The organism is Micromonospora sp. NPDC047557 (assembly GCF_043205095.1).
Classification (GTDB): domain Bacteria; phylum Actinomycetota; class Actinomycetes; order Mycobacteriales; family Micromonosporaceae; genus Micromonospora.
Genome location: NZ_JBIDDK010000011.1, coordinates 1 through 20,618, shown reverse-complemented (window position 1 = coordinate 20,618; position 20,618 = coordinate 1). Strand labels below are relative to the sequence as shown.

Below are 20,618 nucleotides of genomic sequence, written 5' to 3'. Positions count from 1 at the left end.
TCTAACAGCCCTGTCCCGCTCCGGGCAGGTGTGCCCGGCTACATAAACCGAATCCGATATTACCGGGCGCACACGGCCCAGGCAGACCTAGGCGCCCGCCAGTTGCTCACAACTGACGGGCGCCGAGGTCGTACGCCTTACAGCTCGGTGGCGGAGCCACCGGCGGCGGCGATCTTCTCCTTGGCCGACGCACTGAACGCGTGCGCCGACACCTGGAGCGCCACCCCGCCAAGGTCCCCGGTGCCGAGGACCTTGACCGGCTGGCCCTTGCGGACCGCGCCGGCCTCGACCAGCTCGAGCGGGCCAACCTGGCCGCCGTTCGGGAACAGCTCGGCGAGCCGGTCCAGGTTGACCACCTGGAAGACCACCTTGAACTTGTTCTTGAAGCCCTTCATCTTCGGCAGGCGCATGTGGATGGGCATCTGCCCACCCTCGAAGGCCGCCGAGATGTTCTTGCGGGCCTTGGAGCCCTTCGTACCGCGACCAGCGGTCTTGCCCTTGGAACCCTCACCACGACCCACACGGGTCTTCGCGGTCTTGGAACCGGGCGCCGGGCGCAGGTGGTGCACCTTGATCGTCATTACTCGACCTCCTCGACCTTCACGAGGTGGTTCACAGTGAAGATCATGCCGCGGATCTCGGGCCGGTCCTCCTTGACCACCACGTCGTTGATCCGCTTGAGACCGAGCGAACGCAGCGAATCACGCTGGTTCTGCTTGGTCCCGATACCGGACCGGACCTGGGTGACCTTCAGACGTGCCATCAGTGCGCCACCCCCGCACGCGACGCCAGCATGGCGGCCGGCGCGACGTCCTCCACCGGCAGGCCACGACGCGCCGCGACCTGCTCGGGGGACTCAAGCCCCTTCAGGGCCGCCACGGTGGCGTGCACGATGTTGATCGGGTTCGACGAGCCGAGGCTCTTGGAGAGCACGTCGTGGATCCCGGCGCACTCCAGCACGGCGCGCACCGGACCACCGGCGATGACACCCGTACCGGCCGAGGCCGGCTTGAGCAGCACGACGCCAGCGGCGTCCTCACCCGTCACCGGGTGCGGGATCGACTGACCGATCCGCGGAACCTTGAAGAAGTGCTTCTTGGCCTCCTCGACACCCTTGGCGATCGCCGCGGGCACCTCCTTGGCCTTTCCGTAGCCCACGCCGACCGTGCCGTCGCCGTCGCCCACGATCACCAGGGCGGTGAAGCTGAAGCGACGACCACCCTTCACGACCTTGGCGACGCGGTTGATCGCGACGACCCGCTCAAGGTGCGGGGTCTTCTCGACGGGCGCGTTTCCGCGGCCGCCCTCACGGCGGTTGTCGCGGCGACCACCCTCGTTGCCACCGGACCCGCCGCCACGGCGCTGTTGACCTGGCATCAGCAGCCTTCCTTATCTCTCGTGACGGGGTTGTTAGAACTCGAGCCCGGCTTCGCGGGCGGCGTCGGCAAGCGCGGCGACTCGCCCCGCGTACCGGTTGCCACCGCGGTCGAAGACGACCTTGGAGACGCCGGCGGCCTTGGCCCGCTCGGCGAGCAGGGCGCCCACCTTGCCGGCGAGGGCGCTCTTGTCGCCCTCCGCACCGCGCAGCGAGGAGTCCAGGGTCGACGCCGACGCCAGGGTGTGACCCTTGGTGTCGTCGACGATCTGGGCAACCATGTGCCGCAGCGAACGGGTGACGACCAGGCGCGGACGCTCGGCCGTACCGCTGACGTTCTTGCGGACGCGGAAGTGCCGACGCGCACGCCCAACGGCGCGCTTGGCGGCGACGCCGCGGCGGCGCTTGAGCAGCGTGGCGCTCACTTCTTACCTGCCTTTCCAGCCTTGCGGCGGATGACCTCGCCCTGGTACTTCACGCCCTTGCCCTTGTAGGGCTCCGGCGGACGGATCTTCCGGATGTTGGCGGCGACCTCACCGACCTGCTGCTTGTCGATGCCGGCCACGTGGAACAGGGTCGGCCGCTCCACCGTGAAGGTGATGCCCGCCGGCGCGGGAACGACCACCGGGTGCGAGAACCCGAGCGCGAACTCGAGGTCCGAACCCTTGGCGGTGACCCGGTAACCGGTGCCGGCGATCTCCAGGCTCTTGCGGTAGCCCTCGGTCACGCCGACGATCATGTTGGCGACCAGGGTACGGCTCAGGCCGTGCAGCTCCTTGGCCTTGCGCTCGTCGTTCGGGCGGTTGACGTTCAGCTGCCCGTCCTCCGCACGCTCGATCGTGATCGGGTCGGCGATCGTGTGCTGGAGCTCGCCCTTCGGGCCCTTGACCTTGACGGTCTGCCCGTCGATCGTGATGTCGACGCCGGCTGGTACCGGGATCGACTTACGTCCAATTCGCGACATTTCTACCAGTCTCCCGTTACCAGACGAAGGCGAGGACTTCCCCGCCAACACTCCGCTTGCGGGCCTGCCGGTCGGTCAGCAGCCCCTGGGACGTCGAAATGATCGCCACGCCCAGCCCACCGAGCACCCGCGGGAGCCCGTCCGACTTGGCGTACACCCGGAGACCGGGCTTGGACACGCGCTTGATGCCGGCCAGGCTCCGCTCCCGGTTCTGGCCGTACTTCAGCTCGACGACCAGTCGCTTGCCGACGGCGCCCTCCTCGGGCTCCTCGACCGACCAGGTGGCGATGTAACCCTCGGCCTTCAAGACTTCGGCGATGTTCGCCTTGATCTTGGAGTAGGGCATCTTCACCTGATCGTGGTACGCCTGGTTGGCGTTACGCAGACGCGTGAGCATGTCTGCGATCGGGTCGGTCATCGTCATGGATTTCGTCAGCCTTTCTCGCCGGGGTTCCCGGGGCACCAGCCCCGGGCCTACGGCGAAGAGCAATACCTAATCGGTGCAGGAGTTCCCGGCCGACAGCCGGGACGCGGTCGCCCTTACCAGGAAGCCTTGGACACACCCGGCAGCTCACCGCGGTGGGCCATCTCCCGGATGCAGACCCGGCAGAGCCCGAACTTGCGGTAGACCGCCTTCGGACGCCCGCACCGCTGGCAGCGGGTGTACGCGCGAACCGAGAACTTCGGCTTCGCGGCCGCCTTGATGATCAGCGCCTTCTTGGCCATCTCAGTTCTCCTTGAACGGGAAGCCCAGGAGCTTGAGCAGCGCCCGGCCCTCGTCGTCGGTCGTGGCGGTCGTGACCACCGTGATGTCCATGCCCCGCTGGCGATCGATCCGGTCCTGGTCGATCTCGTGGAACACCGACTGCTCGGTCAGACCGAACGTGTAGTTGCCGTGCCCGTCCAGCTTGCGCCCGTCCAGACCGCGGAAGTCGCGGATACGCGGCAGCGCGATGGAGAGCAGCCGGTCCAGGAACTCCCACATCCGGTCGCCGCGAAGGGTGACCTTCGCGCCGATCGGCATGCCCTCGCGGAGCTTGAACTGCGCGATGGACTTGGTCGCCCGCCGCACCTGCGGCTTCTGGCCGGTGATCGTGGCGAGGTCGCGGACCGCGCCGTCGATCAGCTTGGCGTCGCGAGCAGCCTCGCCGACACCCATGTTGACGACGATCTTGACCAGCCGCGGCACCTGCATGGGGTTGCCGTAGCTGTTCTGCTCACGCAGCTGGGCCACGATCTCGTTGCGGTACCGCTCCTTGAGGCGCGGCAGGGTCTTTTCGGTAGCCGTGGTCATCACAGGTCCTTACCGGTGCTACGCGCGATGCGGACCTTCTGGCCGTTGTCGTCGAACCGGTAACCGACGCGGGTCGGCTTGCCGTCGGAGTCCAGGACCTGCACGTTCGAGACGTGGATCGGGGCCTCCTGAGTGACGATGCCGCCGGTCTTGGCGCCACGCTGGGTGGTGCTGATACGGGTGTGCTTCTTGACCCGGTTCACGCCCTCGACCAGGACCTTGTCCTGCCGCGGGTAGGCCGCGATGACCTTGCCCTTGGCACCCTTGTCCTTGCCGGCGATGACGACGACCGTGTCGCCCTTCTTGACCTTCACGGTCACAACACCTCCGGCGCGAGGGAAATAATCTTCATGAACCGCTTGTCCCGCAGCTCCCGGCCCACCGGGCCGAAGATGCGGGTACCGCGCGGGTCCCCACCGTCCTTGATGATGACGGCGGCGTTCTCGTCGAAGCGGATGTACGAGCCGTCCGGCCGCCGCTTCTCCTTGGCCGTGCGAACGACGACCGCCTTGACGACGTCGCCCTTCTTCACACCGGCACCCGGGATCGCGTCCTTGACCGTGGCCACGATGACGTCGCCGATGCTCGCGTAGCGCCGACCGGAGCCACCGAGAACCCGGATGCACAGGATCTCCCGAGCACCCGTGTTGTCGGCGACGCGCAGTCGCGACTCCTGCTGAATCACGTCTATCTCCTATGTCTGCCGGTTCTCCGGCCGCCGTGGCGGCCGGAGCCTGGCGGAACCTACGCCCGACGCAACGCCGGGCGAGCTCGAGCCTTCGCTACTTGGCCTTTTCCAGGATCTCCACGATCCGCCAACGCTTGGTGGCGCTCAGCGGCCGGGTCTCCATGATCAGGACCCGGTCGCCGGTGCCGGCGGCGTTCTGCTCGTCGTGCACCTTCAGCTTGCTGGTACGACGCATGATCTTGCCGTACAGCGCGTGCCGAACCCGGTCCTCGACCTCGACCACGACGGTCTTGTCCATCTTGTCGCTGACCACCAGGCCCTCGCGAACCTTGCGGCGCGCGCGGGTGGCGTCAGTGGTGGTGTTCTCGGTCATGATGCAGTCACCTCAGTCGGCGCGGCCGAGAGCCCCAGCTCGCGCTCGCGCATGATCGTGTAGATCCGGGCGATCTCCCGACGGATGACCTGCAGCCGCCGGTTGTTGTCCAGCTGCCCGGTTGCGGCCTGCACGCGGAGGTTGAACAGCTCCGCCTTGGCCTCCCGCAGCTTCGTGACCAGCTCCTCCTCGGAGAGCTCACGCAGCTCGGTCGCCTTAACGCCCGCTGCCATCAGGATTCACCCACTTCGCGCGTAACAATGCGGCACTTCATCGGGAGCTTGTGGATCGCGCGACGCATGGCCTCTCGCGCGATCTGCTCGTTGGGGAAGGACATCTCGAAGAGAACCCGCCCCGGCTTGACGTTGGCGACCCACCACTCGGGCGAACCCTTACCGGAACCCATCCGGGTCTCGGCAGGCTTCTTGGTGAGGGCCTGGTCCGGGAAGATCGTGATCCAGACCTTGCCGCCACGCTTGATGTGACGGGTCATCGCGATACGCGCCGACTCGATCTGGCGGTTGGTCACGTACGCAGGCTCGAGAGCCTGGATCCCGAACTCGCCGAACACCACCCGGTTACCACCCTTGGACGCGCCACTGCGGTCCGGGTGGTGCGGCTTGCGGAAGCCCTTCGGGGGCTTGCGCGGCATCAGCATCTGTCAGCCCTCCTGCTGCGTTTCTGCCGGAGCAGCCGCGGCCGCGACAGCAGCGCTGTCGACCGGCTCGCCACTCGGCGTCTCGGCCTGCTGCGCGATGGTGGTCGCAGCAGCCCGGCCGGCCTCGGTGCCACCAGCGGTCGTGCCGGACGAACCGGACCGGCCACGGCGCGGACGCTCGGGACGGTCGCCGCGCTCACCACGACGCGGGCGCGACGGACCGGCCTCGGCCGGAGCCTCCCGGCCCGGAACCGCGTCGCCCTTGTAGATCCAGACCTTCACACCGATCCGGCCGAAGGTGGTACGGGCCTCGAAGAAGCCGTACTCGATGTTGGCCCGCAGCGTGTGCAGCGGAACCCGGCCCTCGCGGTAGAACTCGGTCCGGCTCATCTCGGCGCCGCCGAGGCGACCCGAGACCTGAACCCGGATGCCCTTGCAGACCGGGTTCTTCATGGCCGACTGCATGGCCTTGCGCATCGCCCGACGGAAGCTGACCCGGCTGGACAGCTGCTCGGCCACGCCCTGCGCGACGAGCTGAGCGTCCGACTCGGGGTTCTTCACCTCGATGATGTTCAGCTGGACCTGCTTGCCGGTGAGCTTCTCGAGCTCACCGCGGATCCGGTCGGCCTCCGCACCCTTACGGCCGATGACGATGCCCGGCCGGGCGGTGTGGATGTCGACGCGGACGCGGTCGCGGGTGCGCTCGATGTCGACCTTGGAGATCCCGGCACGCTCGAGGCCCTTGGACATCATGCGGCGGATCTTGACATCCTCGCCGATGTAGTCCTTGTAGAGCTTGTCCGCGAACCAGCGGGACTTCCAGTCGGTCGAGATGCCGAGCCGGAACCCAGTGGGGTGAACCTTCTGACCCATTACTCGGCGTCCTCCGTCTTGCTCTGCGCTTCGGCCGGTGCGGCCTCCGTGGCCGGGGCGGCCTTCTTCGCCGCGGCCTTCCTCGGCGCTGCCGGCGCGACCGCCTCGACCGCCACTGTGATGTGGCAGGTGCGCTTGCGGATCCGGTACGCCCGACCCTGTGCCCGCGGCTGGAACCGCTTCATCGTCGGGCCCTCGTCCACGAACGCCTCGCTGACGAGCAGCGCGTCGGGGTCCAGCCGCTCGTTGTTCTCCGCGTTGGCGATCGCGCTAGCGAGCACCTTGTACACCTGCTCGCTCGCAGCCTGCGGCGCGAACTGCAGCACCGTGAGCGCCTCCTTCGCGGGCAGGCCGCGGACGAGGTTGACCACCCGGCGCGCCTTCATCGGCGAGATGCGCACGTGCCGCGCAACCGCCCGCGCGCCCGGAAGCACCGGAGCGTCGCCCTTTCCTGGCATCGCTGTAACCCCTTGTTCCCTCTATCCGTATGCCTGGCGGCGTCAGCGCCGACGGCTCTTCCGGTCGTCCTTCTCGTGACCCTTGAACGTGCGGGTCAGCGCGAACTCGCCGAGCTTGTGCCCGACCATCGCCTCGGTCACGAACACCGGGACGTGCTTGCGTCCGTCGTGCACGGCGATCGTGTGCCCCAGCATCTCGGGGATGATCGTCGAGCGCCGCGACCAGGTCTTGATCACGTTCTTGGAGCCCTTGTCGTTCTGGACTTCCACCTTCTTGAGCAGGTGGTCGTCGACGAACGGGCCCTTCTTGAGGCTGCGAGGCATGTCTTATCTCCCTCAGCCGCGCTTACGCGTGGCGTAGCGGCGGCGGACGATCAGCTTGTCGCTCGGCTGGCCCTTACGGCGGGTGCGGCCCTCGGGCTTACCCTGCGGGTTGACCGGGTGGCGACCACCGGAGGTCTTACCCTCACCACCACCGTGCGGGTGGTCGACCGGGTTCATGGCGACACCACGGACGGTCGGGCGCTTGCCCTTCCACCGCATACGGCCGGCCTTACCCCAGTTGATGTTCGACTGGTCGGCGTTGCCGATCTCGCCGACGCTCGCGCGGCAGCGCACGTCCACCCGCCGGATCTCGCCGGACGGCATACGCAGGGTCGCGTACGCGCCCTCACGGCCGAGCAGCTGGATGCCGACGCCTGCGGAGCGGGCCAGCTTGGCCCCGCCGCCCGGACGCAGCTCCACGTTGTGGATCGTGGTACCGACCGGGATGTTGCGCAGCGGCAGGTTGTTACCCGGCTTGATGTCGGCGCCCGGACCGGACTCGACGCGGTCGCCCTGCTTCATGTCCTTCGGCGCGATGATGTACCGCTTCTCGCCGTCGGCGTAGTGCAGCAGCGCGATGCGCGCCGTGCGGTTCGGGTCGTACTCGATGTGAGCGACCTTCGCCGGCACGCCGTCCTTGTCGACCCGCTTGAAGTCGATCAGACGGTACTGGCGCTTGTGACCGCCACCGTGGTGCCGCGTGGTGATCCGGCCGTGGGCGTTACGCCCGCCCTTCTTCGGCAGCGGAGCCAGCAGCGACTTCTCCGGCGTGGACCGGGTGATCTCGGCGAAGTCGGCGACACTGGAGCCACGTCGGCCCGGCGTCGTCGGCTTGTACTTACGGATAGCCATTGTCTACACCCCTCAGCTGACCGGGCCGCCGAAGGCCTCGATACGGTCACCGTCAGCCAGCTTCACGATCGCCCGCTTGGTCGCCTTGCGCTGACCGAAGCCGGTCTTGGTGCGCTTGCGCTTGCCCTGGCGGTTGAGCGTGTTGACCGTCAGGACGCGGACGTCGAAGATCTGCTGGATAGCGATCTTGATCTCGGTCTTGTTCGCGTCCGGGTGCACCAGGAAGGTGTACCAGTTCCGGTTCAGCTCGCTGTAGCTCTTCTCCGAGACGACCGGCGCCACGATGATGTCGCGCGGGTCGGCGATCGTGCTCACTTGCCACCCTCCTCGGTGGTCTCGGCGGGCACGCCCAGGAACTCGTCCAGGGCGTCCTTGGTGAAGACCACGTCGTCGGCCACCAGCACGTCGTACGTGTTCAGCTGGCCGGACTCGATCAGGTGCACGCGCGGCTCGTTGCGCAGCGACACCCAGTTCAGCTCGTCGGTGCTGCTCAGCACGACGAGAACCCGACGGGCCTCGGTGAGCTTGGTCAGCGTGGCCAGTGCGGCCTTGGTCGACGGCTTCTCGCCCGAGACGAACGCCTCGACGACGTGCACCTGCCCGGCGCGGGCCCGGTCCGAGAGGGCACCGCGGAGCGCGGCGGCCTTCATCTTCTTCGGGGTGCGCTGGCTGTAGTCGCGCGGCACGGGACCGTGCACCACGCCACCGCCGGCGAACTGCGGCGCGCGGATCGAGCCCTGCCGGGCGCGACCGGTGCCCTTCTGCTTGTACGGCTTCTTGCCGCCACCGGCGACCTCGCCGCGGGTCTTGGCCTTGTGCGTGCCCTGTCGGGCCGCCGCGAGCTGGGCCACCACGACCTGGTGCATCAGCGCGACGTTGGCCTGCACGTCGAAGATGTCAGCCGGCAGCTCGACGGAGCCGCTGGTGCTGCCTTCGACGGTGCGCACGTCAACGGTGGTCACTTGGCCGCACCGCCCTTCTTCACCTTGCTCTTGGCCGCGGTACGGACCAGAACCAGCGCGCCCTTGGGACCAGGAATGGCACCCCGGACGAGCAGCAGGTTGTTCTCGGTGTCGACCGCCTGGACGGTGAGGTTCTGCACGGTGTAGCGCACGCCACCCATGCGGCCGGCCATCCGGGTGCCCTTGAAGACACGACCCGGGGTGGCGCAGGCGCCGATGGAACCGGGCGAGCGGTGCTTGCGCTCGACACCGTGGCTGGCGCGCAGACCGTGGAAGCCATGCCGCTTCATCGGGCCGGCGTAGCCCTTGCCCTTGGTCTTGCCGGTGACGTCGATCGTGACGCCTGCCGGGAACTCCTCGACCGTGACCTCCTGGCCCAGCGAGTATTCCCCGGCGTCCGTGGTGCGCAGCTCGACGATGTGCCGGCGCGGCGCCACGTCCGCCTTCGCGTAGTGCCCGCTGATCGGCTTCTTGACCTTGCGCGGGTCGATCGTGCCGTACGCCAGCTGGACCGCGGAGTAACCGTCCTTCTCGGCGCTACGAACCTGGCTGATGACGCACGGGCCGGCCTCGACCACGGTCACGGGAACAACACGGTTGTTGTCCCAGACCTGGGTCATGCCGAGCTTGGCGCCCAGGATCCCCTTGACTTGCCTGTCCATTTGTCCGGTCCCTACAGCTTGATCTCGATGTCGACGCCAGCCGGCAGGTCGAGGCGCATGAGCGAGTCGACCGTCTTCGGGGTCGGGTCGATGATGTCGATCAGCCGCTTGTGCGTGCGCATCTCGAAGTGCTCGCGCGAGTCCTTGTACTTGTGCGGCGAGCGGATAACGCAGAAACGGTTGATCTCCGTGGGCAGCGGCACCGGGCCCGCGACCTGCGCCCCGGTGCGCGTCACCGTCTCGACGATCTTCCGAGCCGAGGAGTCGACGACCTCGTGGTCATAGGCCTTGAGCCGGATGCGGATCTTCTGTCCCGCCATGGTGGCTTCTGTTCCTTCTCTCGATGCCGCTGTGTTGCGGGCGCCTGTACCGGCTGGCACAGGCCCACTTCGCCGACCCCCGCGGTCGGGCGTGTCGCGCCCTCGGGCCGGGCTCCGCCCCGTGGTTCCGGAGTGGTGCTGACCGCGCGGTGGGTCAAGGCGCCGATCGCATTACCGCGACCTGAACGCCGCGCGAGGGTGGTTGGCGACTGGGCCGCCAACCACCCCACGCTCGACTGTCTCGCCACCCGGAGGTTCAGCGAAAGCCGAACACAGGCGACGAACTGTCGTTACGCAACCTGACTAGTATGCCGCACGACCGGCGGCGGGTCTAATCGGGGTTACCTAGCTCACTTGATGATCTTGGTGACGAACCCGGCGCCGACGGTGCGGCCACCCTCGCGGATCGCGAACTTGAGGTTCTCCTCCATGGCGATGGGCTGGATCAGCTTCACCGACATGGTGGTGTTGTCGCCCGGCATGACCATCTCGGTGCCCTCGGGGAGGGTGACGACACCGGTGACGTCCGTGGTCCGGAAGTAGAACTGCGGACGGTAGTTCTGGAAGAACGGGGTGTGCCGGCCGCCCTCCTCCTTGGAGAGGATGTAGACCGTCGCCTCGAACTCCGTGTGCGGGGTCGTGGTGCCCGGCTTGACGACCACCATGCCGCGCTCGACGTCCTCGCGCTTGATGCCACGCAGCAGCAGACCGACGTTCTCGCCCGCGCGGGCCTCGTCGAGCAGCTTGCGGAACATCTCGATGCCGGTGCAGACCGTCTTCTGCGACTTCTCGCGGATACCGACGATCTCCACCTCCTCGTTCGGCTTGAGGATGCCGCGCTCGGCGCGACCCGTGACGACGGTGCCACGACCGGTGATCGTGAAGACGTCCTCGATCGGCATGAGGAACGGCCGCTCGGTCTCACGCTCCGGCTGCGGGATCGCGGTGTCGACCGCGGTCATCAGGTCCAGGAGCTTGCCGGTCCACTCGGGGTCACCCTCGAGGGCCTTCAGCGCCGAAACCCGGACGACCGGCAGGTCGTCACCCGGGTACTCCTGCGAGGAGAGCAGCTCACGGACCTCGAGCTCGACGAGCTCCAGGAGCTCCTCGTCGTCGACCATGTCGCTCTTGTTGAGCGCCACGACGATGTACGGCACGCCAACCTGACGCGCGAGCAGCACGTGCTCACGGGTCTGCGGCATCGGGCCGTCGGTCGCCGCGACCACCAGGATCGCGCCGTCCATCTGCGCGGCACCGGTGATCATGTTCTTGATGTAGTCCGCGTGGCCGGGGCAGTCGACGTGCGCGTAGTGCCGCGCCTCGGTCTGGTACTCGACGTGCGCGATCGAGATCGTGATGCCGCGGGCCTTCTCCTCCGGCGCCTTGTCGATCTCGTCGAACGGCGTGTAAGGGTTCAGGTCCGGGAACTGGTCGTGCAGGACCTTGGTGATGGCCGCCGTCAGCGTCGTCTTACCGTGGTCGATGTGACCAATGGTGCCGATGTTGACGTGCGGCTTAGTCCGCTCGAACTTCGCCTTCGCCACTGGTGTCCTCCTGTGGACTTCTTGGTTCGTACGCCCGGCGCGCCGGTCGGCGCTTAGGACTCTGTCGACAGCCTTTCCGGCCTGGCGGCCGGAGAGCTTTTGTGGGTTCTGCGGCGATGAAGCCTACAGGCCCGGTCTCACGCGATCCGATCGTGGTGGCCGCGGGCGGGTGAAACCACCCGCGACCGACCACGAATCACCTGCTCGGGGAGGTTACTCGCCCGTTGCCTTCGCGATGATCTCCTTCGCGACGCTCTGCGGAACCTCGGCGTAGGAGTCGAACTGCATGCTGTAGCTAGCCCGGCCCTGGGTCTTCGACCGCAGGTCGCCGACATAGCCGAACATCTCCGACAACGGCACCAGAGCCCTCACGATGCGGGCGCCGCTGCGCTCCTCCATCGCCTGGATGATGCCGCGGCGGGAGTTGAGGTCGCCGATGACGTCACCCATGTTCTCCTCAGGAGTGGTGACCTCAACGGCCATCATCGGCTCGAGCAGTGCGGGATCGGCCTTGCGGGCCGCGTCCTTCATCACCATCGAGCCGGCGATCTTGAATGCCATTTCCGACGAGTCGACCTCGTGGTACTGGCCGTCCAGCAGCGTCAGCTTCACACCGACCAGCGGGAAGCCCGCCAGGATGCCGTACTGCAGCGCGTCCTGCGCACCGGCGTCCACCGACGGGATGAACTCCCGCGGGATACGGCCACCGCTGACGGCGTTGGCGAACTCGTAGGTCGGCGAGTCGTTGTCCAGCGGCAGCGGCTCGACGCTCACGATGACGCGGGCGTACTGGCCGGAACCACCGGTCTGCTTCTTGTGGGTGTACTCGACCTTGTCCACCTTGCGGCGGATGGTCTCGCGGTACGCCACCTGCGGCTTGCCGACGTTGGCCTCGACGTTGAACTCGCGGCGCATCCGGTCGACCAGGATGTCCAGGTGCAGCTCGCCCATGCCGGAGATGACCGTCTGACCGGTCTCCTCGTCCAGCTGGACGCGGAAGGTCGGGTCCTCCTCGGCCAGGCGCTGGATAGCGGTGCCCAGCTTCTCCTGGTCGGACTTGGTCTTCGGCTCGATCGCCACCGAGATGACCGGCTCCGGGAAGGTCATCGACTCCAGGATGACCGGGTTCGCCGGGTCCGAGAGCGTGTCGCCGGTCGTGGTCTGCTTGAGACCCTGCACGGCGATGATGTCGCCGGCCTGCGCCGACGGACGCTCTTCCCGCTTGTTGGCGTGCATCTGGTAGATCTTGCCGATCCGCTCCTTGCGGTCCTTGGTGGAGTTGACCACCTGGGAACCGGAATCGAGCGTGCCGGAGTAGACCCGCACGTAGGTGAGCTTGCCCAGGTGCTTGTCCGTCTGGATCTTGAAGGCCAGACCGGAGAAGGGCTCCGAGTTGGACGGCTTACGCAGCAGCGGGGTCTCGCCGTCGGTGGCCGTACCCTCGATCGCCGGAACGTCCAGCGGCGACGGCAGGAAGTCGACCACGGCGTCGAGCATGGGCTGGACGCCCTTGTTCTTGAACGCCGAGCCGCAGAGCACCGGGTTGGCCTTGCCGGCGATGGTGGCACGCCGGATGGCGGCCTTGATCTCCTCGACGGAGACCTCTTCGCCCTCCAGGTACTTCTCCATCACCGAGTCGTCGACGTCGGCGAGGGTCTCCATCAGCTTCTCGCGCCACTCGGCAGCGGAGTCGGCCAGGTCGGCCGGGATCTCCTCAACCGCGTAGTCCTCACCCTTCTGGGTCTCCCCGCGCCAGGTGAGGGCGCGCATGCCGATCAGGTCGACGACACCGATGTGGTCGCCCTCGAGCCCGATCGGGATCTGGAGCACCAGCGGGGTGGCGTTCAGCCGGTCGATCATCATCTGCACGCAGCGGAAGAAGTCGGCGCCGGTCCGGTCGAGCTTGTTGACGAAGCACATGCGCGGGACGTTGTACTTGTCGGCCTGCCGCCAGACGTTCTCCGTCTGCGGCTCCACGCCGGCGACACCGTCGTAGACCGCGACCGCACCATCCAGGACACGCAGCGACCGCTCGACCTCGACCGTGAAGTCGACGTGACCAGGCGTGTCGATGATCTGGATCGTGTGGCCCTTCCACTCACACTTGGTAGCAGCGGAGGTGATGGTGATACCACGCTCCTGCTCCTGCTCCATCCAGTCCATGACGGCAGCGCCCTCGTGGACCTCACCGATCTTGTACGTGATGCCGGTGTAGAACAGGATTCGCTCGGTGGTCGTGGTCTTACCGGCATCGATGTGCGCCATGATGCCGATGTTGCGTACGTTGGCGAGCGCGTCTGCGGCGGCCACTTCAATCCCTACTTATCGTCGTCTCGACTCAACTGGTGGCGGTTCCGGCGCCCGGAGGCGCCGGAACCAGGGTGTTACCAGCGGTAGTGCGCGAAGGCCTTGTTCGACTCGGCCATCTTGTGCGTGTCCTCGCGCCGCTTGACGGCGGCACCGAGGCCGTTGCTCGCGTCCAGCAGCTCGTTCATCAGCCGCTCGACCATGGTCTTCTCGCGCCGGGCGCGGGAGTAGGTGACCAGCCAGCGCAGGCCCAGGGTGGTCGCCCGGGTGGGGCGGACCTCGACCGGAACCTGGTAGGTGGCGCCACCGACACGACGGCTGCGCACCTCGAGGGTCGGCTTGACGTTGTCCATCGCCCGCTTGAGGGTGACGACCGGGTCGGTGCCGGACTTCTCGCGGCAGCCCTCGAGGGCCGCGTACACGATCGACTCGGCGAGCTGACGCTTGCCGCGGAGCAGGATCTTGTTCACCAGCTGGGTGACCAGCGGCGAGTTGTACACCGGGTCAGCGACCAGTGGCCGCCGCGGAGCGGGTCCCTTACGCGGCATGTCAGCTCTTCTCCTTCTTCGCGCCGTAACGGCTGCGCGCCTGCTTGCGGTTGCGGACACCCTGGGTGTCCAGCGAGCCGCGGACGATCTTGTAACGCACGCCGGGGAGGTCCTTCACCCGGCCGCCGCGAACGAGCACGATCGAGTGCTCCTGCAGGTTGTGACCGACGCCCGGGATGTAGGCGGTCACCTCGATCTGGCTGCTGAGCTTCACACGAGCGACCTTGCGCAGCGCCGAGTTCGGCTTCTTCGGGGTGGTGGTGTACACGCGGGTGCACACGCCGCGCCGCTGGGGGGACCCCTTGAGCGCCGGGGTCTTGGTCTTGGTCGTCTTGGCCTGACGGCCCTTTCGGACCAGCTGCTGGATGGTGGGCACCGGGTTTCTCCGCTCCCTTCGGCCGCTGTACGCGGCCGCGCCGTCTGCTCGTTAGCCGGCCTGATGACCGGCTCTCCTACATTCCGACCAGGGCCACCTTGCGGAGGCCCCGGCACCCGCGGTCGGGCGTGTCGCCCAGCTCACGGTCCCGGTGCGGACGCTTTCGCAGGCGTACCGGGTTTTCTGTCACCGGCACGCGGATCGCCCCGCCCCGGATCTCTGGCTTGTCGTGCCGCCGTCCGGACTCCGGATCCAGCGCACGCACGAGTTGCCCGGGCACGCCCGGGCACAAGGGGAAAGAGTACCTACCACAGCCGCCCAGGTCAAAACGGAATGGGTCGGCGACCGTCTCACACTCGCCGGCCGGATCTCGTCCCGCCTCGTCGCCCGCGATGGGCACCTACGGACACAAGTGTACCGGCTTCCCCGCCGGGCCACCCGTCGCCCCCGTGGCAGGCACCGCAGACCCGGCGCGCGGCCTCACGTCAGGGTGATCAGCAACGCCAGCCCCAGACCCAGCAGGCTGAGCAGCGCACCCGCCGCGCCGCAGCTGATGCCCGCCGCCGCCAGCCCTCGCCCGGTGAACCGTACCGCCGACGGCCCGGCCGGCCGGCCGATCTGCCGCCGAGCGAGCAGACCGGTGACGATCGCCGCCACCCCCGCCAGCACCCCCAGCACCGTGAATGCACCGGAGGCCCAGACGCCACCCTCGTTAGCGAACGCCACCCCGAAGCAGATCACCAGGAGCGAGACCAGGATCGACGCGATGCCCGCCACCAGCGCCCCGGTCGCCAGTCCGGAAATGACCGGCGGCACGTCCAGGTGCACGACGCCGAACGGCGTGCCGGGCACCGCCTCCACCCGCTTCGGTGGCCGCCGCTGGTCGTCGGTGGGCGGCGGCACCGATCGGGCGGGAGCCACACCCCACCCGGGCGACTGGCCCTGCGCCGGCTGGCCCCAACCCGCGGGCGCGCCGGGCCCCGATGGCGGCTGACCCCAGGCGGGCGGCACGCCCATCCCCGCCGGCGGGTGCCCCCAACCCCCGGGCGCACCAGGCCCGGACGACGGCTGACCCCAGCCCGTCGGCACGGCAGGCCCCGACGGCTGACCCCAACCCGACGGCGCACCAGGGCCCGACGGCGGCTGGCTCCAGGCGTGCGGCAGCGGCGCCCCGGAAGGGGGATGGGGCTGGCCGTGTCCGGGCGGATAGACCCCGCCCCACTCGGCCGTGGGCGGACCCCACCCGGGCGGGGGCGGCGCACCCCAACCCGACGGCGGCGTACCCGGATCGGGGACGTCGGAGCGTGGGGCGGGCTGCCCGTTCGGATCGGGTTGGGCCCGGTCGTCCGGTCCGGAGGGGGCCGGGCTCGCGGCCGGCGCGTCAGGATGCCCCGCCGGCTCGTCCGCCGGGGGCCGCGCCGGTTCCGTCACGAGGTCCTCCTGTCGACAGGGCCGCCGTCGCCGCGCGGCGGACACCGGCCAGGCTACCGCCGGAAGCGGCGCCGCCCGCGCTGGGCGTGGCCGGTGGAACGGTCAGTCCATGTTCGCCGGGTAGTCGTGACCGAACGGCGTGCCAGCCAGCCGGACCACCCCGATCACCACGGCGACGACCACGGTGACCGCGACCAGCGCCAGGCCGGTCCAGGCCAACCGCTCCCCCCGCCGCAGCCAGACGCCGCCGGTCAGGAAACCCCCCGAGGCGTACGCCTCCCGGCGGGCCTGCCGGGCGAGTTGCAGCGCCACCGTCGCCGGCACCACCCCGCCGATGAAGAGCCCGGTCAACATGCCGAGCAGCCCCAGCGCGAAGACCGCCCGCGCCTTCGTGGCACGGGCCGGGTCCGGATCCAGCGGGTGGCGCAGGCCCTGGGACGCGACGGACACCTGTCCGGGTGCGGTCGTCATGCCTCCATCATGCCCAACCCGGTCGACGGCCGGGTCGGTCCGGACACGACGAGGCCCCCGGCAGGTGCCGGGGGCCTCGTCGGTGTCGGTGCTTAGCGGTACGACCCGAAGTCGAAGTCGTCCAGCGGCACAGCCTGCCCGCTGGCCGGCCCGAACCCGTAATCGGTCTCCGGGTAGCCGGTCATCGAGTAGACCTTGGCCTTGGCCTCCTCGGTCGGCTCGACCCGGACGCTGCGGTACTTGCTGATGCCCGTACCGGCCGGGATGAGCTTACCGATGATCACGTTCTCCTTGAGGCCGACCAGCGAGTCGCTGCGCGAGTTGATCGCAGCGTCGGTCAGCACCCGGGTGGTCTCCTGGAAGGAGGCCGCGGAGAGCCAGGAGTCGGTGGCCAGCGAGGCCTTGGTGATACCCATCAGCACCGGACGGCCGGCGGCGGGCTCGCCACCCTCCGACACGAGCCGGCGGTTCTCCGACTCGAACAGCGCCCGGTCGACGAGCACACCCGGCAGGAACTCGGTCGAGCCGGAGTCGATGACCGTCACCCGCTTGAGCATCTGGCGAATGATGATCTCGATGTGCTTGTCGTGGATGAGCACACCCTGCGAGCGGTAGACCTCCTGGACCTCACTGGTCAGGTGGACCTGGACCGCCCGCGGACCCATGATCCGCAGCAACTCGTGCGGGTCGATGGTGCCCTCGGTCAGCTTCTCGCCGACCGCGACGTGACCGCCGTCGTGGGTCCGGAGCTTGACGCGCTTCGAGATCTTGTCGTAGACGATCTCTTCGCTGCCGTCGTCCGGCACCACGATGATCTTGCGCGAGCGCTCGCCGTCCTCGATCCGGATCCGGCCGGGGGTGTCGGCGATGGGCGCCTTACCCTTCGGGACCCGAGCCTCGAAGATTTCCTGAACACGCGGCAGACCCTGGGTGATGTCCTCACCCGCGACACCACCGGTGTGGAAGGTACGCATCGTCAGCTGCGTACCGGGCTCACCGATGGACTGGGCGGCGATGATGCCGACAGCCTCGCCGATGTCGACCGACTTGCCGGTCGGCAGCGAACGGCCGTAGCAGGCCGCGCAGACACCCAGCTTGGACTCGCAGGTGAGCACGCTGCGCACCCGGACCGTCTCCACGCCAGCGGCGACGATCTTGTCGACCCCGATGGAGTTGATGTCCTGGCCGCGCTCGGCCACCACGGTGCCGTCCGGCCCCTTGATGTCGTCGGCCAGCGTCCGGGCGTGCACGCTGGTCTCGGCGTGGGTGTGGACGACGAGCTTGCCGTCCAGCTTCTCGCCGATCTGCATCGGGATCGCCCGGTCGGTGCCGCAGTCCTCCTCGCGGATGATCACGTCCTGGGAGACGTCCACCAGACGACGGGTCAGGTAACCCGAGTCGGCGGTCCGCAGCGCGGTGTCGGCGAGACCCTTACGGGCACCGTGCGTGGAGATGAAGTACTCCAGCACGGACAGACCCTCCCGGTAGCTGGCCTTGATCGGCCGCGGGATGATCTCGCCCTTCGGGTTGGCCACCAGACCACGGATCGCCGCGATCTGCCGGAGCTGGAGCAGGTTACCGCGGGCACCCGAGTTGATCATCACCCACAGGGGGTTCTCCTGCGGCAGCGCGGTGTCCATCTCCTTGGCGACCTCGTTGGTCGCCTTGGTCCAGATCTCGATGAGCTCGCCGCGTCGCTCCTCGGCGGTCATCAGACCACGCTGGTACTGCTTGTCGATCCGGTCGGCTTCCTTCTCGTACTTCGCCAGGATCTCCGCCTTGCGCGGCGGAGCGATGACGTCCTCCATGCCGATCGTCACGCCGGACCAGGTGGCCCAGTGGAAACCGGCCTCCTTGAGCCCGTCCAGGGTGGCGGCCAGCGCCACCTTGGGGAAGCGCTCGGCGAGGTCGTTGACGATCGCGGAGAGCTGACCCTTGCGGATCTCGTAGTTCACGAAGCGGTAGCCCTGCGGCAGCGTCTCGTTGAACAGCACCCGGCCCAGGGTGGTCTCCACGGTCAGCGGGTCACCCTCGACCCAGCCCTCCGGGGCGGTCCACGCCTCGGAGCCAGCGCCGTTGTCGACGCCGACCACGCCACGCAGGCGGATCTTCACCGGCGCCTGCAGGCCCAGCTCACCGTTGTCGAAGGCCATCTGCGCCTCGGCGTCCGAGCTGAACACCCGGCCCTCGCCCTTCTCACCGGGGGTGAGGTGGGTGAGGTGGTAGAGGCCGATGACCATGTCCTGCGTGGGCATGGTGACCGGCTTGCCGTCGGCCGGCTTGAGGATGTTGTTCGACGACAGCATCAGGATCCGCGCCTCGGCCTGGGCCTCGGCGGACAGCGGCACGTGCACCGCCATCTGGTCACCGTCGAAGTCGGCGTTGAACGCGGTGCAGACCAGCGGGTGGATCTGGATCGCCTTGCCCTCGACCAGCTGCGGCTCGAAGGCCTGGATGCCCAGACGGTGCAGGGTCGGCGCCCGGTTGAGCAGCACCGGGTGCTCGCCGATGACCTCTTCCAGCACGTCCCACACGACCGGGCGCTGACGCTCGACCATCCGCTTGGCGGACTTGATGTTCTGCGCGTGGTTGAGGTCCACCAGCCGCTTCATCACGAACGGCTTGAACAGCTCCAGCGCCATCTGCTTGGGCAGACCACACTGGTGCAGCTTGAGCTTCGGGCCGACCACGATGACCGAACGGCCCGAGTAGTCGACGCGCTTGCCCAGCAGGTTCTGGCGGAACCGGCCCTGCTTGCCCTTGAGCATGTCGGACAGCGACTTGAGCGGGCGGTTGCCCGGGCCGGTGACCGGCCGGCCGCGACGGCCGTTGTCGAACAGCGCGTCGACGGCCTCCTGGAGCATCCGCTTCTCGTTGTTGACGATGATCTCGGGCGCGCCGAGGTCGATCAGCCGCTTGAGGCGGTTGTTCCGGTTGATCACACGCCGGTACAGGTCGTTGAGGTCCGAGGTCGCGAAGCGGCCACCGTCGAGCTGCACCATCGGGCGCAGGTCCGGCGGGATGACCGGGACGCAGTCCAGCACCATGCCGAGCGGCGAGTTGCGGGTGTTCAGGAACGCCGCCACGACCTTGAGCCGCTTGAGCGCCCGGATCTTCCGCTGACCCTTGCCGGACCGGATGGTCTCCCGCAGGCTCTCGGCCTCGGCGTCGAGGTCCATGTTCTGGACCAGCGCCTTGATCGCCTCGGCGCCCATGGAACCGGTGAAGTACTCACCGAACCGGTCGCGCAGCTCGCGGTAGAGCAGCTCGTCGGTGACCAGCTGCTTCGGCTCCAGCTTGCGGAAGGTGTCCAGCACCTCGTCCAGGCGGTCGATCTCGCGCTGGGCCCGGTCGCGGATCTGGCGCATCTCGCGCTCTCCGCCCTCCTTGACCTTGCGCCGGACGTCCGCCTTGGCACCCTCGGCCTCCAGCTCGGCCAGGTCGGCCTCGAGCTTGGCGGCCCGCTTCTCGATCTCCGAGTCGCGGCTGTTCTCGGACTGCCGCTTCTCGGCCAGGATCTCGTTCTCGATCGTCGAGAGGTCACGGTGACGCGACTCGGCGTCCACGCTCGTCACGACGTACGAGGCGAAGTAGATGATCTTCTCGAGGTCCTTGGGGGCGAGGTCCAGCAGGTAGCCCAGCCGGCTCGGAACGCCCTTGAAGTACCAGATGTGGGTCACCGGAGCGGCGAGCTCGATGTGCCCCATCCGCTCACGACGGACCTTGGAGCGAGTCACCTCGACGCCGCAGCGCTCGCAGATGATGCCCTTGAACCGGACGCGCTTGTACTTACCGCAGTAGCACTCCCAGTCCCGCTGCGGACCGAAGATCTTCTCGCAGAAGAGTCCGTCCTTCTCCGGCTTCAGGGTGCGGTAGTTGATCGTCTCAGGCTTCTTGACCTCGCCGTGCGACCACTGACGGATGTCGTCGGCGGTGGCGAGACCAATGCGCAGCTCGTCGAAGAAGTTGACGTCGAGCACTCTGTCCCCTATGTCGTCGTCTGTACTGCTAATTCTCGGGTGGGGTCGGGGGGGGGGGGGGGCCCCCCCCCCCCCCCCCCCCCCCAACCAACCCCCCCCCCCGCGCGCCCCCCCCCCCCCCCCCCCACACACAACCCCCCCCCCCCCCCCCCCCCCCA

At 68.2% G+C, this 20,618-nt stretch carries 28 protein-coding genes; all 28 read right to left on the bottom strand.

Annotated elements, in window-relative coordinates; translation table 11 throughout:
• Positions 1–137: 137 nt before the first annotated feature.
• A complete protein-coding gene (gene rplO, locus ACGGAQ_RS23250; RefSeq protein WP_007465260.1) occupies positions 138–581 on the bottom strand; it encodes a 50S ribosomal protein L15 in 444 nt (147 codons plus the stop codon).
• The gene (gene rpmD / locus ACGGAQ_RS23245; RefSeq protein WP_074314584.1) at positions 581–763 is read right to left on the bottom strand and encodes a 50S ribosomal protein L30; all 183 of its coding nucleotides are present in this window, start codon (positions 761–763) and stop codon (positions 581–583) included. Before rpmD ends, rplO begins: the two co-directional genes overlap by 1 nt.
• Positions 763–1,377 (bottom strand): 30S ribosomal protein S5, encoded by a 615-nt coding sequence (gene rpsE, locus ACGGAQ_RS23240; protein WP_074314587.1) that lies wholly within the window; start codon positions 1,375–1,377, stop codon positions 763–765. Before rpsE ends, rpmD begins: the two co-directional genes overlap by 1 nt.
• 33 nt (positions 1,378–1,410) lie before the next feature.
• Complete coding sequence (rplR, locus tag ACGGAQ_RS23235) at positions 1,411–1,788, bottom strand: 50S ribosomal protein L18 (RefSeq protein WP_355068567.1); 378 nt, start codon at positions 1,786–1,788, stop codon at positions 1,411–1,413.
• An 8-nt stretch (positions 1,789–1,796) separates the two neighbouring features.
• On the bottom strand, positions 1,797–2,339 hold the full coding sequence (rplF, locus tag ACGGAQ_RS23230; RefSeq protein ID WP_354858653.1) for a 50S ribosomal protein L6: 543 nt from the start codon (positions 2,337–2,339) through the stop codon (positions 1,797–1,799).
• 16 nt (positions 2,340–2,355) lie between these two features.
• Positions 2,356–2,763: a 30S ribosomal protein S8 gene (rpsH, locus tag ACGGAQ_RS23225; protein WP_007465270.1), complete on the bottom strand. Its 408-nt coding sequence runs from the start codon at positions 2,761–2,763 to the stop codon at positions 2,356–2,358.
• A gap of 116 nt (positions 2,764–2,879) precedes the next feature.
• Positions 2,880–3,065: a type Z 30S ribosomal protein S14 gene (locus ACGGAQ_RS23220; protein WP_007465272.1), complete on the bottom strand. Its 186-nt coding sequence runs from the start codon at positions 3,063–3,065 to the stop codon at positions 2,880–2,882.
• Position 3,066: 1 nt separating this feature from the next.
• Positions 3,067–3,633 (bottom strand): 50S ribosomal protein L5, encoded by a 567-nt coding sequence (gene rplE / locus ACGGAQ_RS23215; RefSeq protein WP_124776994.1) that lies wholly within the window; start codon positions 3,631–3,633, stop codon positions 3,067–3,069.
• Positions 3,633–3,953, bottom strand: a complete 321-nt coding sequence (rplX, locus tag ACGGAQ_RS23210; RefSeq protein ID WP_355242147.1) for a 50S ribosomal protein L24 — start codon at positions 3,951–3,953, stop codon at positions 3,633–3,635. The genes rplE and rplX overlap by 1 nt, the downstream gene beginning before the upstream one ends.
• On the bottom strand, positions 3,950–4,318 hold the full coding sequence (gene rplN / locus ACGGAQ_RS23205; protein WP_007073026.1) for a 50S ribosomal protein L14: 369 nt from the start codon (positions 4,316–4,318) through the stop codon (positions 3,950–3,952). The genes rplX and rplN overlap by 4 nt, the downstream gene beginning before the upstream one ends.
• A gap of 97 nt (positions 4,319–4,415) precedes the next feature.
• Complete coding sequence (rpsQ, locus tag ACGGAQ_RS23200; RefSeq protein WP_053653938.1) at positions 4,416–4,694, bottom strand: 30S ribosomal protein S17; 279 nt, start codon at positions 4,692–4,694, stop codon at positions 4,416–4,418.
• Positions 4,691–4,927 carry a 50S ribosomal protein L29 gene (gene rpmC, locus ACGGAQ_RS23195; protein ID WP_007465283.1) on the bottom strand — a complete coding sequence of 79 codons (237 nt, stop codon included), beginning with the start codon at positions 4,925–4,927 and terminating at the stop codon, positions 4,691–4,693. The genes rpsQ and rpmC overlap by 4 nt, the downstream gene beginning before the upstream one ends.
• Entirely contained in the window at positions 4,927–5,352 is a 426-nt protein-coding gene (rplP, locus tag ACGGAQ_RS23190) for a 50S ribosomal protein L16 (protein ID WP_007465292.1), read from the bottom strand. The genes rpmC and rplP overlap by 1 nt, the downstream gene beginning before the upstream one ends.
• A 3-nt stretch (positions 5,353–5,355) precedes the next feature.
• On the bottom strand, positions 5,356–6,225 hold the full coding sequence (rpsC, locus tag ACGGAQ_RS23185) for a 30S ribosomal protein S3 (RefSeq protein WP_007465294.1): 870 nt from the start codon (positions 6,223–6,225) through the stop codon (positions 5,356–5,358).
• Positions 6,225–6,683, bottom strand: coding sequence for a 50S ribosomal protein L22 (gene rplV / locus ACGGAQ_RS23180; protein WP_007465297.1), 459 nt, complete (start codon positions 6,681–6,683; stop codon positions 6,225–6,227). The genes rpsC and rplV overlap by 1 nt, the downstream gene beginning before the upstream one ends.
• 42 nt (positions 6,684–6,725) lie before the next feature.
• Positions 6,726–7,007 carry a 30S ribosomal protein S19 gene (gene rpsS, locus ACGGAQ_RS23175; RefSeq protein ID WP_007465299.1) on the bottom strand — a complete coding sequence of 94 codons (282 nt, stop codon included), beginning with the start codon at positions 7,005–7,007 and terminating at the stop codon, positions 6,726–6,728.
• Positions 7,008–7,019: 12 nt separating this feature from the next.
• The gene (gene rplB / locus ACGGAQ_RS23170; RefSeq protein WP_007465301.1) at positions 7,020–7,859 is read right to left on the bottom strand and encodes a 50S ribosomal protein L2; all 840 of its coding nucleotides are present in this window, start codon (positions 7,857–7,859) and stop codon (positions 7,020–7,022) included.
• A gap of 12 nt (positions 7,860–7,871) precedes the next feature.
• Positions 7,872–8,174, bottom strand: a complete 303-nt coding sequence (gene rplW, locus ACGGAQ_RS23165) for a 50S ribosomal protein L23 (RefSeq protein ID WP_088998352.1) — start codon at positions 8,172–8,174, stop codon at positions 7,872–7,874.
• The gene (gene rplD, locus ACGGAQ_RS23160; protein ID WP_234583436.1) at positions 8,171–8,821 is read right to left on the bottom strand and encodes a 50S ribosomal protein L4; all 651 of its coding nucleotides are present in this window, start codon (positions 8,819–8,821) and stop codon (positions 8,171–8,173) included. Before rplD ends, rplW begins: the two co-directional genes overlap by 4 nt.
• A complete protein-coding gene (gene rplC, locus ACGGAQ_RS23155) occupies positions 8,818–9,483 on the bottom strand; it encodes a 50S ribosomal protein L3 (protein ID WP_030329888.1) in 666 nt (221 codons plus the stop codon). The genes rplD and rplC overlap by 4 nt, the downstream gene beginning before the upstream one ends.
• 11 nt (positions 9,484–9,494) lie before the next feature.
• Positions 9,495–9,803 (bottom strand): 30S ribosomal protein S10, encoded by a 309-nt coding sequence (gene rpsJ, locus ACGGAQ_RS23150; protein ID WP_007073037.1) that lies wholly within the window; start codon positions 9,801–9,803, stop codon positions 9,495–9,497.
• A gap of 350 nt (positions 9,804–10,153) precedes the next feature.
• Positions 10,154–11,347: an elongation factor Tu gene (tuf, locus tag ACGGAQ_RS23145; RefSeq protein ID WP_007465313.1), complete on the bottom strand. Its 1,194-nt coding sequence runs from the start codon at positions 11,345–11,347 to the stop codon at positions 10,154–10,156.
• 213 nt (positions 11,348–11,560) lie between these two features.
• Positions 11,561–13,657 carry an elongation factor G gene (gene fusA / locus ACGGAQ_RS23140; RefSeq protein ID WP_203148337.1) on the bottom strand — a complete coding sequence of 699 codons (2,097 nt, stop codon included), beginning with the start codon at positions 13,655–13,657 and terminating at the stop codon, positions 11,561–11,563.
• A 74-nt stretch (positions 13,658–13,731) separates the two neighbouring features.
• On the bottom strand, positions 13,732–14,202 hold the full coding sequence (gene rpsG / locus ACGGAQ_RS23135; protein WP_007465317.1) for a 30S ribosomal protein S7: 471 nt from the start codon (positions 14,200–14,202) through the stop codon (positions 13,732–13,734).
• A gap of 1 nt (position 14,203) precedes the next feature.
• Positions 14,204–14,578, bottom strand: a complete 375-nt coding sequence (rpsL, locus tag ACGGAQ_RS23130) for a 30S ribosomal protein S12 (protein WP_007465318.1) — start codon at positions 14,576–14,578, stop codon at positions 14,204–14,206.
• Between the two features lie 480 nt (positions 14,579–15,058).
• Positions 15,059–15,439, bottom strand: coding sequence for a hypothetical protein (locus tag ACGGAQ_RS23125; protein ID WP_393052686.1), 381 nt, complete (start codon positions 15,437–15,439; stop codon positions 15,059–15,061).
• A 672-nt stretch (positions 15,440–16,111) separates the two neighbouring features.
• The gene (locus ACGGAQ_RS23120; RefSeq protein ID WP_393052411.1) at positions 16,112–16,480 is read right to left on the bottom strand and encodes a hypothetical protein; all 369 of its coding nucleotides are present in this window, start codon (positions 16,478–16,480) and stop codon (positions 16,112–16,114) included.
• A 92-nt stretch (positions 16,481–16,572) separates the two neighbouring features.
• Positions 16,573–20,460 (bottom strand): DNA-directed RNA polymerase subunit beta', encoded by a 3,888-nt coding sequence (locus ACGGAQ_RS23115; protein ID WP_393052409.1) that lies wholly within the window; start codon positions 20,458–20,460, stop codon positions 16,573–16,575.
• Between the last annotated feature and the right edge of the window lie 158 nt (positions 20,461–20,618).

Excerpts from the sequence above, each read along its gene's own strand:
- rplO (WP_007465260.1), bottom strand. The coding sequence starts at position 581 with ATGACGATCAAGGTGCACCACCTGCGCCCGGCGCCCGGTTCCAAGACC.
- rpmD (WP_074314584.1), bottom strand. The coding sequence starts at position 763 with ATGGCACGTCTGAAGGTCACCCAGGTCCGGTCCGGTATCGGGACCAAG.
- rpsE (WP_074314587.1), bottom strand. The coding sequence starts at position 1,377 with ATGCCAGGTCAACAGCGCCGTGGCGGCGGGTCCGGTGGCAACGAGGGT.
- rplF (WP_354858653.1), bottom strand. The coding sequence starts at position 2,339 with ATGTCGCGAATTGGACGTAAGTCGATCCCGGTACCAGCCGGCGTCGAC.
- rpsH (WP_007465270.1), bottom strand. The coding sequence starts at position 2,763 with ATGACGATGACCGACCCGATCGCAGACATGCTCACGCGTCTGCGTAAC.
- ACGGAQ_RS23220 (WP_007465272.1), bottom strand. The coding sequence starts at position 3,065 with ATGGCCAAGAAGGCGCTGATCATCAAGGCGGCCGCGAAGCCGAAGTTC.
- rplE (WP_124776994.1), bottom strand. The coding sequence starts at position 3,633 with ATGACCACGGCTACCGAAAAGACCCTGCCGCGCCTCAAGGAGCGGTAC.
- rpsQ (WP_053653938.1), bottom strand. The coding sequence starts at position 4,694 with ATGACCGAGAACACCACCACTGACGCCACCCGCGCGCGCCGCAAGGTT.
- rpmC (WP_007465283.1), bottom strand. The coding sequence starts at position 4,927 with ATGGCAGCGGGCGTTAAGGCGACCGAGCTGCGTGAGCTCTCCGAGGAG.
- rplP (WP_007465292.1), bottom strand. The coding sequence starts at position 5,352 with ATGCTGATGCCGCGCAAGCCCCCGAAGGGCTTCCGCAAGCCGCACCAC.
- rpsC (WP_007465294.1), bottom strand. The coding sequence starts at position 6,225 with ATGGGTCAGAAGGTTCACCCCACTGGGTTCCGGCTCGGCATCTCGACC.
- rplV (WP_007465297.1), bottom strand. The coding sequence starts at position 6,683 with ATGCCAGGAAAGGGCGACGCTCCGGTGCTTCCGGGCGCGCGGGCGGTT.
- rpsS (WP_007465299.1), bottom strand. The coding sequence starts at position 7,007 with ATGCCTCGCAGCCTCAAGAAGGGCCCGTTCGTCGACGACCACCTGCTC.
- rplB (WP_007465301.1), bottom strand. The coding sequence starts at position 7,859 with ATGGCTATCCGTAAGTACAAGCCGACGACGCCGGGCCGACGTGGCTCC.
- rplC (WP_030329888.1), bottom strand. The coding sequence starts at position 9,483 with ATGGACAGGCAAGTCAAGGGGATCCTGGGCGCCAAGCTCGGCATGACC.
- rpsJ (WP_007073037.1), bottom strand. The coding sequence starts at position 9,803 with ATGGCGGGACAGAAGATCCGCATCCGGCTCAAGGCCTATGACCACGAG.
- rpsG (WP_007465317.1), bottom strand. The coding sequence starts at position 14,202 with ATGCCGCGTAAGGGACCCGCTCCGCGGCGGCCACTGGTCGCTGACCCG.
- ACGGAQ_RS23120 (WP_393052411.1), bottom strand. The coding sequence starts at position 16,480 with ATGACGACCGCACCCGGACAGGTGTCCGTCGCGTCCCAGGGCCTGCGC.